This is a genomic window from Pseudomonas sp. DW-iso3 (genome assembly GCF_058725305.1).
This window is the reverse complement of record NZ_JBZXDZ010000001.1, coordinates 434112-450754: the sequence shown is the minus strand read 5'-3', so window position 1 is coordinate 450754 and position 16643 is coordinate 434112. Positions and strand designations below refer to the sequence as shown.

Genomic DNA, 16643 nt, shown 5'->3' with positions numbered 1-16643 from the left:
CTGCCGCATGCCGACAGGGGGCGCCAGGCCTACTGGACGTGCGTGAGCTTGAGCACCTGATCAAGGGCGCTGAGCAGTCGTTCGAACACGGTAAAGCGCTCGTCCTTCAGTTCTGCCCAGCGCTCGATGAAGAAGCGGCCTTGATCGTCGATCTGGATCGGCGTGGAGAGGATCTCGCCACTGCGCGAGTGATGCACCAGGTTCACTTCGTGGGGTGAACGCTGCTCGACCATGAACTGCCCCGGTCGCGTCAAGCGTGAACGATCGGCGGGCACATAGGCGGGAGGAGGACGCTTGCCAGGAATGCCGACACTCAAGGTGAAGTCGCTGCGGATCGCCGTCAGCCGGTTGGGGTACAACGACGAGCCGTAGGCCACTGTCCACTCCAGCCCTGAACGCAACTCGGTGGTCGTGCCCGTCGGTACATCGAATGTCCGCAGGCTGATCGCGCCTTGCGTTTGGGCCACCCCGGCAATCCCTTCGACCGGAAACACATGGCCGTTCCCCATGTGCGCCACCCACTTGTGCGCGCCCTGGGCGACCTGGTCTTGACGGATGACCTCGCTGGCGAAGAAGTTGAACATCGACGTCCGCGACGTGCTCGGTTCGCTCATGCCCTTGGTGTAGTAGCTCGATACGCAATCCAATGCGCGGATGCGCAGGCCGTGTTTGCCCGCCACTTCCACCACGCTGGTGTAGGTGTGCGGCCCCTGGTACTCGATCATGTGGCCACGGTCTAAGGTCCACAGGTGGTCTTTGAGCGGTTTGGCCAACACCCCGGTTTGATGGAAGGCATCCAGGTGCGCCTGGTGCAGGTCGGTGAACAGGTGCTCCATGTACAGGGTTTTGACCCCCTGCGCCTTGAGTACGCTCATCTGATCGATCAGCAGGGCTTTGCTCGATTGCTCGGCGTGGCTCTCGCAGATGATCAGCCCTGGGGCGTGTTGGTAGCTGCGCTCGATAAAGTCGGCGGGCGTGGTGCTCGCCGGCAAGTCCGGCAAGGTGGGCCGGGGTGGCAGTTCATGGGTTTTGAAGAACTCTTGCGCGCGCTTATTCAGACGGTCGCGGGTTTTCCGAAAGGCGTTTTCGGCGGCGGCGATTTTCGGGTTGAGCGAGCCGTAACGGGTGTCGAACGGATGCGGGTCTTTGCCCATTTCGTGCAGTTCTTGGGTGAATCGTGGGTCGATATCGAAGTCGCTGAAGGTGTTAGCCGCGCGGGGTGCGCTGACGAACACAGGGGGCGCGCTGTAGGAGGTTTGCAGGGTCAGCTTGAAATCGGCTTTGGCCAACGGATCGTCGGCGATCGAGCCGGGCACGTCGTTCCAGATGCCTACCGGCTGGCCGGCAGCGACGTCTTCGACGCGCACACTCAGGGTCTTTTGCAGGTCCGCCAACCCTGGGGTCTGTGTGTGCGTGTTGAGGCGGCGGCTGTCGACCAGCGCGACCCAACCTTCGCTGGGTTTTTCGGCGAGGTCGGTCTCGATCAGTTTGTGGGAATAAAAATTGCGCTGGGCGTTGGGTCGCGGGCTGACCATCGCACCGTTGCTCAGGTTGAAGGCTTTGTCCACCTCGTAGCCGGTGGACGCATCCAGCGCACAGACGGCGATTTTTTCGCGGCGTGCCGCCAGGATCAGGGCGCGATAGGAGTGCGGCGAGTCTTTGACGATCCCCAGGGCTGTCTCGATTTTTTTCAAATAGTCGCCGATGTGCCTGTAGCTGCCGCCGGCGTTGAACTTGTCCAGTTTGGCCCGGAACAAGTCGCCCGGCAGGTATTCGATATACAGGCGCCGCACGCCCTGCTCGTAGAGGGTGGGCATGTTGTCGATCAGCAGCTGTTTGGCGGCGAGCGAGCCAGGCACCGCGCCCAGCACCAAGCCTTGGTTTTCCTTGAAGGCGCTTTCCAGGATATGCCGATGGCTCGCGTTCACTTCCAAGGCCAGCACATCGGCCCTGGGGACGATGGGTTTGAGCTCGGCGAAGAAGGTGTCGGCGTCGCTGCGCAACTGCAGGTATGCCTTTAAATACGGAGCCCGTAGCGGGCTCATTTCATAGGTCAGCAGGCTGTCACGGGTGCCCTCGCCTAACAACTGATCGACACTGGAGTGTTGCCCAAACTCCAATGTCATCAGGGTTTCGTAGTCTTTGGCCTGTTCGATCGGCACTTCATAGCGCTGCAACGCATGGGGTGTCGGCAGCGCACGTTTCGGCGCGCCGCCGGTGAGGCCCGAGCGCACCCAGCGCCCCTCGACCGTCTGGTTGACCAGGCGCGCAGTCGACAACAGTTTGCCGCTTACCGGGTCTTGGCGAAACAGCAGATAGCGGCCCAAGGCATCGGGTTGCTTGGGCGCCCATAACGGCCGGCCTTCGAATAGTACGGCCTGCATAGCGGCGGGCGCGGGGGGCGGTGGCTGCAGTTGTTTGATCAGCGCCATGGCCTCGCGCGGCGCGGCTGGGCGCATGAGGTGGCGCATCGGCCGCACCAGCGGGCCGATGGACTTGAGTGCCGGGCGCAGGTCGGTGAACACCGCGCCAAGGCTGTTGCTCAGGTAGCCGACGAAGTGTTGCAGCGCGGCGTCGGTGTCGCCCTGGTTGTAGGCGTGCAGGGCGAGCATGCCGTCCTTGAGCGCCAGCAGCAGGCCCAGGCTCAGGCTCAACATCGGGAACGGCGCGGTCGCAATCGCGATCAGCGGTTCGAGGCAACGCCAGACCAGGCCAATGATCATGTCGGTGCGATTGACCGTGGTGGCGGCCACGTCGTCGATCTTGCGTTGCAGCTTCATGTCGTGCAGCAGGTGACGCAGGTCGAGCACGGGCGGCACGCGCTCGATCGTGTCGTAGCGCGCCAGGCTCAGGTCGGTGCTGTTGAGGTCCGCGGGCAGGCCGGCCTGGGCGGTTTGCAGAAAATGCCGCACGCGCACCTGGGACTGCACCGCGACGCGGGTGCAGAAGTAGTCGAGCATGCCGTCGACTTTTTTCAGCAGGTAGTTGAACTGCCTGGCTTCTCGGAAGAACACGCCGTCCGGGGCCTGCGGTGTATAGAGCAACACCGGGTTCGCGGCGTGGCTGAACAGCAGGGTGTCGATCACCCAGTCGCCGTCGATCATCAGGCGATGCACGCGGTAGGTGCTGCGCGTCTCGACCGAGGTGTCGTCCAGGCTCTGGACGGCGCGCTCGAACCAGTCCAGATCGGCCTGAACGATATGGCCTTTGAGGCGCGACTCCAGCGCCGCGTTGCGCAACTGCAACTGGTTGATGGCCAGCGTTGCATCGCGGCGCAGGGCGTATCCGGGGCTGGTGGGGTTTTGCAGTTTGGCCTGGACTTCATTGGCGTAGCGCTGGCCGATCCACACGCCGCGCACTGACAGCCCGACATTGCGCGGCGTGAGCTTGCTCAGGTCGACCCCGGCCGGGCCCATGAAGGTGGCGACGGTTTCGAACTTCGCGTCGAGAAACCCCAGCGACTCCTCATAACCATCGCGATACAGCCGGGTATAAGTCACGGACGCGGGGCGCGTTAACGCCGGGAAGTTTTTGGGGTAATGCACCCACACCGTATCGGGGTCGACATCGTTTTGCCGCTGGCGGCCAAGCAGGGTATTGAGCTGTACCTTGGCCTGGGCATGCAGGAACCGCTCGAAGGTGATGAAGCTGGCGTCGGACAACGGGTGCTGCGCGTAGGTGTTGGCGGCGCCTTCGGCCTGCTCGGCCAACAGCGTCAATTGTCGGCGCTGGGCCTCGCTGGCCGCGCGGTACCATGTTGGGGTGCCCCAGTGGTAATCGTCGGTCTGCACCGCCAGCAGCTGGCCGCGCAAGGTCTTGAGGCAGTCGGCGTGGCTGCTCGCCTCGCTGAAGGTGACGTGACGGTATTCCTGGTGTGCCGGGATAAAGCCCAGGCCGGTCATGAAGGTGTTCAGGCCCGCACGGGACTTGAGGGGTACTTGCTCCAGCAGATACGCGCGCATGGCGTCGTCTGCACACCACGCGAGGAGGTGGGCCTGGCACAGCACTTCTGAGTCGAAACCATGAAACTGCTGGGCCTGGGGCGCTTCGGGGGTACACAGCAGCAAGCGCGTGAGGCCGCCCTGCTCGTCGCTTTCGCGCAGCAGCCAGAGGTCTTTGAGCACATAGCCATTGAGCGCAACGCTGCTCGCGCGCAGTTGCGCGTCGGTGCCGCGACGCAGGCGGGTGAAGCGTTGATAGTCGGCCGCGGTGATGTGGCGTTGCAGCTTGGCGGTGTAGGCCAGGGCGTTGAGGCGGCGGTCGAGCAACTGTTCGATGGCGGCATGGATCTCGGGTTTGGCGTAGTACTCGCGGCGCACGGTTTCAAACGCCACACGCGGCTTGAGGGTGTCGAGCAGGCCGACCAGATAGTCGGCGGTCAAGTCTTGATAGGCCTCGGGCAGCGGCGCGTCGGCATAGGTGAAGGAGGTATTGAGCAAAAACGTCGACCCGGCCAGTTCGTCGCCGCTGTGCAGGCCGCGCAGCGCCAGCTCGGTCAGGCTGTGTTTTTGTTCGTAGGTGCCGACCCTGGCCACGCTGCGACGCGTGCGCACGTGCAGGCGGTCGGGGTCAAGGTCGTTGATTTCCAGGTCAGTGGCCAGTTGTTCGAGCAACTGATAGCGCGCCAGGGTCTGCGGCGAGGCGGCATGGCCGAACAGGTTCAGCAGGGTTTGCCGGGCCTCGTCGTACTCGGCCAGGTGCCGCGCCAGAGCCTCGCGTTGGTGGCTGGGGGCGTTGCGGTACCAGGCCGGGGCGCTGTGTTCCAGGCAGCGGTCCAGCAGGCGTTGGGCGCGCAATTCCAGGCGCTGACTGAAGTCGGGCAACGCGGCGCGTATCGCAGCGTCCAGCTCGGCAAGCAGGTGTTGGGCGCTGGGGCCGGGGTTGCTCAGGGCCCAGTCGATATCCAGCGCGCGCTTGGCCAGCCGGGCGTCGTAGGTGTGTTCGCACAGCGGTTCGCCATCGATGGACGTCAACAGCAGAGGCCAGACGCCCATGGCGGACAGCCCCTGGTATTGGCGCGGCAGCAGGGTCATGAACTCCTTGCGCCAACTGCCGACCGCCATTGCTTCGCGCAGTTGGCTGTTCATCTCGGCCAGCGTGCCGAACGACTCAAAGCCACGGGCTGGGGTAAACAGCACCACGTAGCCGACGTCCTCCGCAGCGGTCAACTGCGTGACCACGGGGGTGTTTTTTTCGGTCAGCACAAAGGCCCCGGCGAATTCGATCGTCTGCGTTTGGTAGGTGAAGGTCAGCGCATAGATGCCCGGTCGAAAGCTCGGCCCCAGTCCCAGGTTCTGCACCAGCCGGGCTTCTTCACGATGCAGCAGATAGTCCTGAATGTTGAGCCTGGCTTCCAGTTCCAACGCAACCAGGCCCGCGTCGTTGGCCATGAACGTGCGCAGGCTTTTGCTGCCCAGCACACCGACTTCGTCCAGCTTCTGCAACTGCGGGGTGAGGTCGCGTTTGAGCGTCGCCAGCCGTCGCTTGCCCTCGTCACTCTGCAGGTCGACCTGGGCCACATCGGCGTACAGCGCACGATTTTCTTCAACATGCGCTTGCGTGTATGCCTTGAGCGTCTGGTTGAGTTTTTCCAACTGCTGCAACTCGATGGGGAGCGGCCGTTTGGACAGCAAAGGGGTGTCGGTTTCGAGCAACTGGTGACCGATCTGATGCAGATAGCCCCGTATTTCCAAGGAGGTCGGCGAGTAAGGGGGAGAAATCAATGTGCTCATCGCACTGGCTCCATGCACATGGGAAGGGCTATCAGCATGCTGGGCGCATCACACGAGGCGGTGGTAGTTAAGTAGGGCCGCGACCATTGGTCGACTGATCTTGAACAGCCTTAAGATATATCTTAAGTTATATCTTAACCAGAACGGAGAGGCCCAAAATGAGAGAGCATCATTCCCACCACCACGGCGACGGCCGCGACGGCTTCGAAAAACGCCCCGGCCGAGAACGCGGCGGCCGCGGCCCACGCGTGTTCGCCCCCGGCGACCTGAAGTTGCTGTTGCTGGCGTTGATCGCCGAACAGGCGTGCCACGGCTACGACTTAATCCGCCAGATCGAAGGCCTGTTCGACGGTGCCTACAGTCCCAGCCCCGGCGTGATCTACCCCACCCTGACCTTTCTTGAAGAAAGCGAATTGATCAGCGGCGACGCCGAAGGTGGAAAAAAACGCTACACCCTCACCGACGCCGGTCGTCTTTCTTTAGGTGAGCAGGCGATTGCACTGGAAGGCGTGCGCATGCGCATCGATGTCAGCAAACGCTCGCTGCGCGGCCATGATCGCCCGCCGGAAATCCACGAGGCGGTGCATAACCTGCGCCATGCCCTGCAACTGCACCATGGGCGCTGGAGCGCCGAAGAAATCACGCGCGTCGCCGCGTTGCTCAACAGCACCGCCCGGGCCATCGTCGACGGCCCGGCCGTTCAACCTGTCCAGGGGGAAACCCAATGAATACGCCCGTCATCCATCGCGTCACCCATGAAATCAAACGCCGTCGCCTCGACGTGCTACGGGTGGTCGATATCACCCCGCGCATGCGCCGCATCACCCTCGGCGGGCCTGAGCTGGCGGGGTTTGTCAGCCTGGGCAGTGACGATCACATCAAGCTGATGTTCCCGCAAAACGCCGCCGAGCAGGCCGCGCTGCAAAGCCCGACGTTCAGCATCAAGGGCGATGGCCCGCAGCCGGCGATGCGCGACTACACGCCACGGCGTTTCGACCTCAGCCTTGGCGAATTGGATATCGACTTCGTGCTGCACGGCGATGGCCCCGCCTCCACCTGGGCCGAACAGGCCCAAGTCGGCCAGCACCTGTACATCGGCGGCCCACGGGGCTCGATGATCGTGCCGGATATCTTCGACAGTTACCTGCTGATCGGCGACGAAACCGCCCTGCCCGCCATCGCCCGCCGCCTCGAAGAACTGCCGGCCGGGCGCAAGGTGCTGGCGGTGATTGAAATCGCCGATGCGGCCGAGCAACAGGCGCTGCACAGCGCGGCCGAGTTGGAAGTGATCTGGGTGCTACGCGGCCAGGTTGACCTGCTCGACACCGTGCGCACACTGACGTTGCCGAGCGGCGCGCTGTACACCTTCGTCGCGATGGAAACCAAGCTGTCGCGTCAGGTGCGTCGGGTGTTGCTGGACACGCACAAGGTCGATGAAGCGTTCCTCAAGGCCGTCGGTTATTGGCGTGCCGAGGGCAGTGAGGAAGAATGAGCCTGGTGCGGGTGTTACGGCACCCCCATCACCAATACCCCGCTGCCGCTGGTGGCGCCAGCGGCAGGTAGCGACCCCGCGCGCCGAACCAGAGAAAACGTCACATCGTCGCCCCCCACGCTGTTGGTAATGTGGGTCAGGAACGAACCGTTGACTGGAACCGCAGATCCCGCACGAATAAGGGCCGTGCCCACGTCCGGGTTGGACATCATCAGCAGGCGTGTGTCGAACGACGACGGGCTGCCTTTGTAGGAAATAGTTATCGGCGTGGTAATCCCGCCGTCCGGGCATGAGTAGGTAAGCCTGCGGTCGCTACGGATCGTCGTGGTCAACGGATCGGCGCCGATGGCCCGCTGGTGGACGTTGCCGAAATTGATCTCGATCGGGTTGTTATTGTTGATCGTGCAGGTTGACGGTGTGATGGTGAAGTTGTTGGCGGCGGTGTAGGTAACCGAGATCCTTGCCGTATTGGCGTTGTAGTTGTTCGTGGCGGTGAGACGCAGGATTCCCAGCGTATCCCCTACTCGAATATCGATCGGATTGGACGGATTGTTGCGCAGCAGAATGTAGGGCGTGACATCGATCGGATAACCTCTCAGGTCGTCAGGCAGTGTGGCGAACCTTATTCCGTTCGGGATAGGGTTATTTCGGTACGTTCCATTGATTCGCAAACCAGCCCCTTCCTGGCTGAATTTGATACCCGGTACCCAGGGGGTCCCCGCCGAGCTACCCGTTGCCCAGTAGTCCCGCCGGGAAGACGGGCTCTGCGAGCCTCTGGAGAACCCACATTCAAGCCGTGCGCCTTCCATCATTATCCGTGTACGATCTGCGGCCAAGGTCACCGTAACAGGGACCCGTAGGGGGAGTTCCCCGACTATCTCTGTCCACTGTCCGCCATTCACACGGCATGTAGCGGCGCTTGCGATCGTACTGAAACCCATCAGGACGAACAGCGCCATCGCACTATAGAGTTGTTTCATTTTGATCTCTCTTGTTGCTCTACCCATGCATTGCCCCGCGAACATTCAGCCCACGCTTTAACGCCGCCCAGGGGAGAGTTGAGGCTTGTCTGAGGCGGTTACGGGTAGTCCAGCGTAAACGTCGAGGTCACTGTGAACAGGCCATGCCCGATGGTTTGATCCCTGATCGCATCCGGCTCACCCTGCACATAGGCCTTGAGTTCAATGACATTGTTGCCATTACTCAGCACCTGTTCATCGCTGACGGTATTGAGCGGCAATGGCTTGTTGCTCGGCGTCTCTAAACCGACGCCAATACCTGATGCACCGCTTCCACCGTCCAGCGCGAACAATCCAGGGAGCGCCATGTTTTCCCTGCCGCCGAACGTGATGGTGACCGTGTTGCCAATCGTGGTGTCGCAATCCTCCAGGTGCAGTTTGAAACCCTTCCCCTGTGAGCGCGTGTTGATATAGAGGTGCTTGCTGGTAACGTCCCAGAGTTCCAAGGTGATGGCCTCGTCGCCAGGGCGGATCGTACAAGCCTCTTCAACCAGATTGCCCTTGAAACTCAGGTTGTCCGCCGCCTGCCCCGCCGGGATCAGGCCGAAGATCAACAGGCATGCCAGCCCGGCACATGCCCAGCCTTTATGAAGCATTTCATGTCGCATGGGCTCAACTCCTACTCGTATTCGGCCAATAGCGTGGCCACCGCCGTAAACCTTGCCGGGGCCAGAATGGCGCCCAGCGGTTTGACCGGTACGACTTCCAACACCGGCGGCGACGACAGGGTTATCTCCAGTGGCGTATTGAGTGGAAACGGCAGGTTATTCTGAAAAATCCGAATGCCCAGTTCAGGCACATTGGTCTGCACCGCCGAGCCGTCGAACACCGTGGGCGTGCCGTTCACACTCAACTTCAGCTCCCAAGGGAGCGTGGCAGGGCTGCAACTGATGGTGTAACCGAGCCCCCTGCGATATTTCACGCCATCGACTCGCTTGACGCCGACGTCCCCAAAGTCGACTTCGATGGTGTTGCCGCCATCGATCGTGCAAGGAGGAGGCTCGTTCAGCGTTCCGCTAAAGGTCAGGTTGGCCGAAGCACCACTGCAAAGGCCGATGGACCACCAGACGAGCAACGCTCGCGGTTGCCAAAATGTCATTGATCGTTCCTCTTCATTGGTAATCGACCACAAGGGTGGCGGTCGCATCAAATGCGCCTCCCGTCAGCGTGCTGCCCGCCCGTTTGACCGGCACCGCCTGCACCACCGGAAAGTTCGGATAGGTAAAATTCACCGCCGTATTCAGCGGCCAGTCAGCCCCGTTCACGAACAGCTTGACCCCAAGATCCGGTTTGCGGGTCACCAGCACACGATTGTCGAACGCAGCCCCCGAGCCCTTGAGTTCGAGGGTCAACGCGTTGCTGAAGGGGGAGTCGCACCTGACGGTGTAAGGCACGTCTCGACGATAATTGACCCCGTCCACCCGCGACGTCAGCAGGTCGTTCCCAAACGGCACATCGAGCGTACTGCCGTTGTTAATGACACAGGGCGGCGGCGCGATGATGACCGCGCGGATGGTCAGGCTGGTTTCAGCCTGCACGCCTTGGCCGACAGCCCACAGCAGGCTGCCAGCGATAAGAATGGCCCACGGGCCGGTTGAGGTTGCCATCACTCTGCCCCTACTCATAATTGAGCCTGAAATCCACCACGGCCCGAAACGCCCCACTGGTCAACGCCGCGGAAGTGCGCGTGGGTTGAACGTTCCAGGTCTGGACATTGCCGCCCAGGGGTAAAAACAACGGTTCGCCCCTGGCGCCCAACTGCACATCCCGCCCCAGTGCATCGGTCAATTGCAGGCCCATCCCGGTGACGCCTTGCACTTTGACCAACCGCGGATCATCAGCATCGGCGGGTGCGGAAAACGCCACCGACAGCACGGGTTGAAAGGCACTCCAGGTCAGGTTCCCGGTACGTTCACTGCGGATGCTGCCTGCGGTGCGGTGGCAATCGGTAAACCGCAGCTGAAACGCCACCGGTTTTGCCTGATCGCCGGGACGCTGCAACTGGCTGGTCGACACGGCGCCCAGGTCAACCGTTTGATGGAGTGAGGCCATCTCCAGGCTGCAGGGGGTTTCATGCATGGCCCCGGAAATGTTCAGCAGCCCATTCATGCCCTCGACATCCTCGGCCTGTGCGCCCCCCGCAAAGACCAGCAACAGGCCGCCCAAGACCTTCACATTGCGCGACTTCATGACGTTCTCCAGCAGCAGGCACTATTCATTAGGCGTCGATACTTGCGAGTTGACCTTGCAAGTATTGCCACCGCAGGTGAATGCCAGTACCGGACGCCCGCCGTAATCATTCACATAGGCCAAATAAGGCGTTGTGCCGAGTACGGTGGCCGTTGGCCCCAAGGTCAGCGTGCCTTTGGGCGGAACCATCAGGGGTTCGAAGCCCGGCACGGTTTTACCGTCCTTGGTGCTGCGTGCATCCACCAGGGTCACGTAGTAAGGCGTAGGGTTATTCACCTGGTAACGCTCGCCTTCGCGGGTAAGGGTCAGTTTTTCCTGCCACGGGTTGGATAAGTCTTGCTGGCTTGGCGCAATGGCTTGCGGCCGATAGAACAATTTAATCCGAGTCTGCAGCGCAATTTGCAGGGTGTTGGCCTTATCGCTGCGCGGCGGAATTTCCCGCAGGTTGAAGTAGTAGACCGTCTCTCGATCCTGCGGTAACGATTTGGCCGCCGGCAACGCCTGAACTTTCACCTGGCTTTGCTTCCCTGGCTCCAGGCGTTGAACCGGCGGGAGTACGATCAACGGCGAGGTGATTTTTTTGCCCGCCTCGTCCTCGATCCAGCCCTGAGCCAAATAGGGCAACTGGGTGTTGTTGTTGGTGATGTTCACGCTGGTGGCCTCTTTGCCACCATCAAAAATCACTCGGGTACGATCCAGGCCAACCGCCGCGTTGGCGCTCTGGCTCAAGCCCAGGGCCAGCAGCGTAAAGGCTTGGAGTGTGAGGCGCGTTTTGAGCATCATGAGGATGTGTTCTCCATATCGGTAGGCTTCCCGGTCAGCTTGGCTGGCTCGGGCAAGGATTGATCAGTGGCTACCCTGCGGCAGCCCAGTTGCAGGGCATGGGTCAAGCCATCGGCCGGCAAAACACCTGGCAGCGTGAGGACACATCGCTCGGCCCCACCCCAACTGACGATCATCTCTTCGCCGGGCTGAATACCGCTGAGGTAGACATTGCCGCCGTCATTCACAATCCCGGTGTCCTGCTGTTTGACGTTCTTCACCGTCGCGCCGAAGGGCGGGGAACTGCCATCCGGCAGGCGCAGAACGGCCATGGCCTTCTGGCCGGAAATCACGTCCAGGAATCGATATCCGATCGCCCCTTCGGTGAGCGTCAGTTGCGTGACGGATTGAGTGGCTTCGACATTGCTCGGCAAACTCTCCAGATCGACACTGGCCGCCGTGCGCTGATAGCTGCCGATATCGGAAATGACCGCTTTGCCGAAGGCGTTGCTGCGCGTCGGCGCGCCATAACCCCGCACAGGCACATCGGGCACACCGGCGGTATCGACCATCAGGCGCGTACCGCCCGTGCTGTTGGTACGATGCAATGCCGCACCGTGAGCGGTGAGTGTGCCGCCGCCACGCGCCGAGACACTGAGGCTGGTGTAATCGCCTTGTTGCTTACTGGCAGCGAGATCGATGTCTGCCTGGTCACCGATATGACTCAGATAACCACTGGCAGCGTTATCGCTGGCACTGAGCTGGTAGCTATTACGCTCATCGAGGCGATCACTGTAGCGCGTCGAAAAACTGTTCTTGCCTGCTGCCCTATTGGCATCCAGCGACAGCGTGCCGCTGCGCCCCAACGGCAGACTGACCGTCAGCGCCATGCCGTTATCCTTATAGTTGTACTCCTGAGTGCGATACATGTTCAGCGAAACGCTCAAGTTCTTGACGCTACCCACATTGAAGTAGCGTGACATCGACACGTTCCAACGCTGAGTGGCCGGGCGCTCCCAATATGTTTGTTTGTTGTAACTCAGGTAAACCGTGGCCCCCAGATCCCGAAACTGCTTATTCAGCGTGGCCGTATAAAGTGCCTTGCTGCCCCCAATCGGTTTCCAACTGCCGCTGTACTCACTTTCTTTGTCGAGCCCGGCGAGTTCGCCGTTTCTCCCGTAATGTCGAGCATCGAGGTATTCACTCATGCTCAAGTAGTTCTTCTCGGAAAAGCGATAACCGGCAAAGGTGACTTGGCTGTCGTATTCTTCAAACTTCTTGGAGTATTGAAGGCGGTAGGATTTCCCCGAGAGCGTCTCATTCCACACACTCGCGTGCGACTGAGTTGCATCCAGTGACACAGCACCGAACGCCAACAGGTCACGACCGGCACCGACCGACAGCGCACGGTAGTTGTTATCGGTTATACCGCCGCCATACAACGACCAGCCGTTACTGATGCCCCACGAAAACTCGCCACTGCCGAAGAAGTCACCATCACCGCCGTACTGAAGATTCGACGGTCGCCCGCTCGCCAGTTTGTAACGCACTTGTCCAGGCCGCGTCAGGTAGGGCACGCCTGCCGTATCGATCTGGAACGTGTGGACCGAACCATCCTGCTCTTCGACCCGCACATCGAGCCTGCCGCTCACGGCGTCATTCAGGTCCTGAATACGAAAAGGTCCGGCCGCGACCAGCGTTTCATACAGCACACGCCCCTGCTGGCTGATGATGACCCTTGCATTGGTCTTGGCGACCCCGACCACTTCAGGTGCGTAACCGCGCAAGTTGGGTGGCAGCTGACTTTCATCCGAGTTGAGTGCAGCACCGGTAAAACGGAAGCTGTCGAACAGCTCCGAATACAGGTAGTCCTCACCCAGTACCAGGCGCGCTTTGAGCGCAGGAATGGCGCGATAGGCATAGTAGCGGCTCCACTCCAGTGTCGGATGCCTGGCCGCCTGATCGCGGTCTCTGTCGACACGCCCCTGCCAGTCCGCCCGCAGGCGCCAGGCCCCGGCATTGGCGCCCACGGTGCCGTTGCCACTGAAGTTATGGCGGACACTGTCATTCTTTTGGTGACTGGCTTGCGCCGTCACGTTGTAGTCAACCAGCAACCCCGGCACCCCCTCGTCCCAGCGGGAGGGTGGGTCCCAGTTGATGGCGCTGTATTCAAGGTAGGCCTGGGGGAGGTTGATGCTCAGGGTGGAGGTGGCCAGATCGCCAGCGACTTCCATACCCGGCAAGCCTTGAATATCCAGACACTCCCCGCCTTTCCACCAAGTAAGCCCGGCAGCGCCGGAGGCCTTGAGGCCCAACTCCTCCACAAGCGCGCGCGACACACAGGCCTGACTGCCTTTGGGATCATCATCGGGGGGATAGAACGCCACCGATTGCTCAGAAATAGGCTGGCTATTGATCTGCACAACCATCGAGTAAGTGCCCGGCAGAATAAACCCACTGCGAGCAAACTGAGACAAGTCAATATTGGTGCGGTCAACGAGATCAAGAACATCGGTATTAAACTCGATATCCCCTGCACCCAATGCCGTTCCCACCGCTGACATCAACCCGCCAAACAGGCTTGGGCGGAGCGTTTTTTTGATCTTCGACGCATTCAACATGAAAACAACCCATCACTGTTCAAAAGTATTCCAACTTGAACCGCACCGCAGCAAGGTGAGCGCCAGGCACCAGCGGCAGTCCGTTTCCAATCAGGCGAAGCGTGTAGTGAAGTGTCATGTCACCTTCAGCCAACGGCAGCAGAGGCATCGGCTCACCCGGAACACTCTCTTGACCAGCCGCATCCCAGATATGAAGGGCAATCCCCTCTGAATCGCCGAAGGCAGCAAAGGAGCGACCGTTTCTATCGCGAGCCCCGTCAAAGGTCACTTGCAGATGCTGCCAATCCGGCAAACTGACGCCTGGCCGCGACGGGTCGGGGCGACTCAATGAGCAATTGACCAGACGCAATTGGAAGGGGTGTGGTTCGCCCATCGTATTTCGCAAGAGCCGACCTATGGGTTCGGGCGCCATCTCGATGGATTGATCGGCACTGACCAATTCCAGCCCGCAAGCTGAGTCAATGATCTCCCCTCCCAACGTGACGACCCCGGCGCCTTGCGCAGGCTCCTGCGCGAACACGCTAGGGTTGATGAAAATCGTCAATGAAGAGGTGATAGCAAGGCGTATGAATGTATTCACCGTTTTCTCCCGCCAGCGTCCCCCGCCACCTTAAGTGGCGGGGGGAAAACTCACTGATAAGCCAAGGTGAAATTGGTTACCGCGCTGAAACTGCCAGGGACGATCGGGTCCGCAGCGGCGCCTTGTACATAGGCACCGAACTCCAGGGTGTTATCACCGACGACAATGGCCTGCGGAGCCGTAGGGACACCCAGCTCAACGAGTTTGTTGCCATGCGTCATCATGATGCCGATACCACCCGCACCGCCGACCGTGCCGATCGCGCCAGGCACAGCGCCCGAGGGTGCCCCGGTGAAGGTGGTCGTCACGGTGTTATCAGTGAGGCCAGTCAAATCGCAGCCTTCAAGTTCAATAAGCACACGTCGGGCCTCAGACTTGCCTCCGCTCTGCAACTGATGCTTTGCGATCGCCCCCAGGTGAACAGTCTGATCGACGGAGTCAGGCTTAATAGAGCAAGCACCCGAGTGGACCGACCCGATAAACGTAACCGTTCCATCCGCCGCATGAACCATGGACGCCGAACCCAGCAACAGCCCGACAGACAACAGTGCAGTTTTCATTTTGCTTTTCATTTTCCAGTACTCACACATTAATAATTTTCATTAAGACCCCCTGCAACAACAGTGCTACAGGACTTACTAAGCGAGCGACGAACAGGGTGTAGCGCCTGATTTATCTCGGTAAAAGTTTGGATCACGCGATTGTGCGTAAAACGGCTTTTCCAACTATTTGCATTGCTTAATCAGGATGTTGTTCGAAGCAGCGCAAGTTTCCCCCGTCGCCATTAAGAAGTAAGCCGTCCGATTCGCAAACGTGCGTAGCTTTGTTACACGCAGACACATAGGAAAATAATGGCAACTTGCCAAAACTTTAAAACCATCCGTAAGAAACAGACTACATGCAAGTTAATGAGCATCCATCAACTACAAACAGGTATGTAAGAACGGGATTACAAGCGTAGAAAAATAACAGCCTCTACCGGGCCAAACCCACTAACTAATTAAGACACGAGCGTGTAGAGGCAGCCGATTGTGCCTCGGCGAGTTAGTTATCGGTTTCGTGCGACCAGACGCTGATTCAGCGTCCATCCGTTGCCGCGCGGTGCGCTGTATACCTTCGTCACGATGGAAACCAAGCCAGGGGCGAGCGACGCGCAGAGAGCTGTCAGCGGCGGCGCATACGGCGGGTGGAGACTTAGGGGTGCAGAGGTTTGAGAGGGAAGGTGTTCGGGCAGGCGTGATCGCGGGCAAGCCCGCGCTTTTTTACTGTGCCCGCGTGAGCCATTTGTCCAAGCCCACCACCGCCAACGCGATCAGCACAAACCCCGTCAAAATCCCCCCGGCATTCACAAACACCTGTGGATAACCAAGGGTACCGACGTCGATGAACGGGTACTGGTACTGCCCGAGCAAATCCCCGCGCAGCAACACATAGGCGAAGTACGCCAGCGGGTACAACACCCACAGGCCAATGTGCTTGAACCGCAAGGCGCCCTTGGGCACGCAGCGCCACCAGTAGACGACAAACAGCAGCGGCATCACGTCGTGAAGCAATTCGTCGGCGATGAACTGGAACCCCTCGGGCTGCCACAAATGCCGTAGCAACACGTTATAGGCCAGGCTCACCAGCACAATGTTGACGGCAATCGCGCTGCTGACCCCGGGCGCCAGAAAATACCGCTTCACCGCTGAATCACGATGAACCACGGCATAACTCAGCACCACCGCCACCAGGGTGTTGGTCAGCACCGTAAAGAAGCTGAAGAAGTTGACCAGCCCGCCCAACAGACTGGCGCCTGTCGACCAGCGCGAATGGAAAATCAGGTACTGCTGAATCGCCAGCCCCACCCAACCGGCCAAGGCGGCCGCCGCTACACAGCGCTTCATAGGTTCAGTCCAGCGGACGTTTGGTGCGCATCAGTTTTACGTAGAGGCCTTCGACTTTCTCCCGCGCCCAAGGGGTCTTGCGCAGGAACGTGAGGCTCGACTTGATGCTGGGGTCGCTCTTGAAACAGCGCACATCAATGCGTTCGGCCAGACCGCTCCATTCGTAATGTTCCACCAGGGTGGTGAGGACGTGTTGCAGGGTCACGCCGTGGAGTGGGTCGTTGCTTGTCGCGGTCATGCCGGGCCTTTTGCAGTAAGTAGAAATACAGCCGGTCACTTTAGCACGAACAAAAAAGTTCCCGTTCTCAGCTAAAAAGGAATGTTATATTGTAACCATGAATTTCAAATCTTTAGTCGTTTT

Annotated in this window: 14 protein-coding genes; 2 read left to right on the top strand and 12 right to left on the bottom strand. The window is 60.2% G+C overall.

Annotation, left to right across the window (positions count from 1 at the left end):
- Positions 1-29: 29 nt before the first annotated feature.
- A complete protein-coding gene (locus AC4PS7_RS02115; RefSeq protein WP_492179044.1) occupies positions 30-5732 on the bottom strand; it encodes a membrane-targeted effector domain-containing toxin in 5703 nt (1900 codons plus the stop codon).
- Between the two features lie 158 nt (positions 5733-5890).
- Here AC4PS7_RS02115 and AC4PS7_RS02110 point away from each other — a divergent pair, with 158 nt between their 5' ends.
- On the top strand, positions 5891-6460 hold the full coding sequence (locus AC4PS7_RS02110; protein ID WP_010212822.1) for a PadR family transcriptional regulator: 570 nt from the start codon (positions 5891-5893) through the stop codon (positions 6458-6460).
- Positions 6457-7224, top strand: coding sequence for a siderophore-interacting protein (locus AC4PS7_RS02105; RefSeq protein WP_010212823.1), 768 nt, complete (start codon positions 6457-6459; stop codon positions 7222-7224). The genes AC4PS7_RS02110 and AC4PS7_RS02105 overlap by 4 nt, the downstream gene beginning before the upstream one ends.
- 14 nt (positions 7225-7238) lie before the next feature.
- Here AC4PS7_RS02105 and AC4PS7_RS02100 read toward each other — a convergent pair whose 3' ends face one another.
- The 11 genes from AC4PS7_RS02100 to AC4PS7_RS02050 all read right to left on the bottom strand — a co-directional run bounded on the left by AC4PS7_RS02100 (position 7239) and on the right by AC4PS7_RS02050 (position 16520).
- Positions 7239-8204: a fimbrial protein gene (locus tag AC4PS7_RS02100; protein WP_045791274.1), complete on the bottom strand. Its 966-nt coding sequence runs from the start codon at positions 8202-8204 to the stop codon at positions 7239-7241.
- A 98-nt stretch (positions 8205-8302) separates the two neighbouring features.
- The gene (locus AC4PS7_RS02095) at positions 8303-8851 is read right to left on the bottom strand and encodes a fimbrial protein (RefSeq protein WP_021491808.1); all 549 of its coding nucleotides are present in this window, start codon (positions 8849-8851) and stop codon (positions 8303-8305) included.
- Between the two features lie 11 nt (positions 8852-8862).
- Entirely contained in the window at positions 8863-9342 is a 480-nt protein-coding gene (locus AC4PS7_RS02090; RefSeq protein ID WP_010212829.1) for a fimbrial protein, read from the bottom strand.
- A 13-nt stretch (positions 9343-9355) separates the two neighbouring features.
- On the bottom strand, positions 9356-9850 hold the full coding sequence (locus AC4PS7_RS02085) for a fimbrial protein (RefSeq protein WP_010212830.1): 495 nt from the start codon (positions 9848-9850) through the stop codon (positions 9356-9358).
- Between the two features lie 10 nt (positions 9851-9860).
- Entirely contained in the window at positions 9861-10433 is a 573-nt protein-coding gene (locus AC4PS7_RS02080; RefSeq protein ID WP_010212831.1) for a fimbrial protein, read from the bottom strand.
- A 21-nt stretch (positions 10434-10454) separates the two neighbouring features.
- Positions 10455-11216 carry a fimbria/pilus periplasmic chaperone gene (locus tag AC4PS7_RS02075; protein WP_010212832.1) on the bottom strand — a complete coding sequence of 254 codons (762 nt, stop codon included), beginning with the start codon at positions 11214-11216 and terminating at the stop codon, positions 10455-10457.
- Positions 11213-13816: an outer membrane usher protein gene (locus AC4PS7_RS02070; protein WP_021491809.1), complete on the bottom strand. Its 2604-nt coding sequence runs from the start codon at positions 13814-13816 to the stop codon at positions 11213-11215. Before AC4PS7_RS02070 ends, AC4PS7_RS02075 begins: the two co-directional genes overlap by 4 nt.
- A 19-nt stretch (positions 13817-13835) precedes the next feature.
- Complete coding sequence (locus AC4PS7_RS02065) at positions 13836-14396, bottom strand: fimbrial protein (protein ID WP_010212835.1); 561 nt, start codon at positions 14394-14396, stop codon at positions 13836-13838.
- A gap of 50 nt (positions 14397-14446) precedes the next feature.
- The gene (locus AC4PS7_RS02060; RefSeq protein WP_032883091.1) at positions 14447-14956 is read right to left on the bottom strand and encodes a fimbrial protein; all 510 of its coding nucleotides are present in this window, start codon (positions 14954-14956) and stop codon (positions 14447-14449) included.
- A gap of 702 nt (positions 14957-15658) precedes the next feature.
- Positions 15659-16282, bottom strand: a complete 624-nt coding sequence (locus AC4PS7_RS02055) for a Pr6Pr family membrane protein (RefSeq protein WP_010212837.1) — start codon at positions 16280-16282, stop codon at positions 15659-15661.
- Positions 16283-16286: 4 nt separating this feature from the next.
- The gene (locus tag AC4PS7_RS02050) at positions 16287-16520 is read right to left on the bottom strand and encodes a VF530 family protein (protein WP_010212838.1); all 234 of its coding nucleotides are present in this window, start codon (positions 16518-16520) and stop codon (positions 16287-16289) included.
- Positions 16521-16643 lie beyond the last annotated feature (123 nt).

Bases quoted from the DNA above. Each gene is read 5' to 3' on its own strand.
- AC4PS7_RS02115 (WP_492179044.1), bottom strand. From the start codon at position 5,732: ATGAGCACATTGATTTCTCCCCCTTACTCGCCGACCTCCTTGGAAATA.
- AC4PS7_RS02110 (WP_010212822.1), top strand. From the start codon at position 5,891: ATGAGAGAGCATCATTCCCACCACCACGGCGACGGCCGCGACGGCTTC.
- AC4PS7_RS02105 (WP_010212823.1), top strand. From the start codon at position 6,457: ATGAATACGCCCGTCATCCATCGCGTCACCCATGAAATCAAACGCCGT.
- AC4PS7_RS02100 (WP_045791274.1), bottom strand. From the start codon at position 8,204: ATGAAACAACTCTATAGTGCGATGGCGCTGTTCGTCCTGATGGGTTTC.
- AC4PS7_RS02095 (WP_021491808.1), bottom strand. From the start codon at position 8,851: ATGCGACATGAAATGCTTCATAAAGGCTGGGCATGTGCCGGGCTGGCA.
- AC4PS7_RS02090 (WP_010212829.1), bottom strand. From the start codon at position 9,342: ATGACATTTTGGCAACCGCGAGCGTTGCTCGTCTGGTGGTCCATCGGC.
- AC4PS7_RS02085 (WP_010212830.1), bottom strand. From the start codon at position 9,850: ATGGCAACCTCAACCGGCCCGTGGGCCATTCTTATCGCTGGCAGCCTG.
- AC4PS7_RS02080 (WP_010212831.1), bottom strand. From the start codon at position 10,433: ATGAAGTCGCGCAATGTGAAGGTCTTGGGCGGCCTGTTGCTGGTCTTT.
- AC4PS7_RS02075 (WP_010212832.1), bottom strand. From the start codon at position 11,216: ATGATGCTCAAAACGCGCCTCACACTCCAAGCCTTTACGCTGCTGGCC.
- AC4PS7_RS02070 (WP_021491809.1), bottom strand. From the start codon at position 13,816: ATGTTGAATGCGTCGAAGATCAAAAAAACGCTCCGCCCAAGCCTGTTT.
- AC4PS7_RS02060 (WP_032883091.1), bottom strand. From the start codon at position 14,956: ATGAAAACTGCACTGTTGTCTGTCGGGCTGTTGCTGGGTTCGGCGTCC.
- AC4PS7_RS02055 (WP_010212837.1), bottom strand. From the start codon at position 16,282: ATGAAGCGCTGTGTAGCGGCGGCCGCCTTGGCCGGTTGGGTGGGGCTG.
- AC4PS7_RS02050 (WP_010212838.1), bottom strand. From the start codon at position 16,520: ATGACCGCGACAAGCAACGACCCACTCCACGGCGTGACCCTGCAACAC.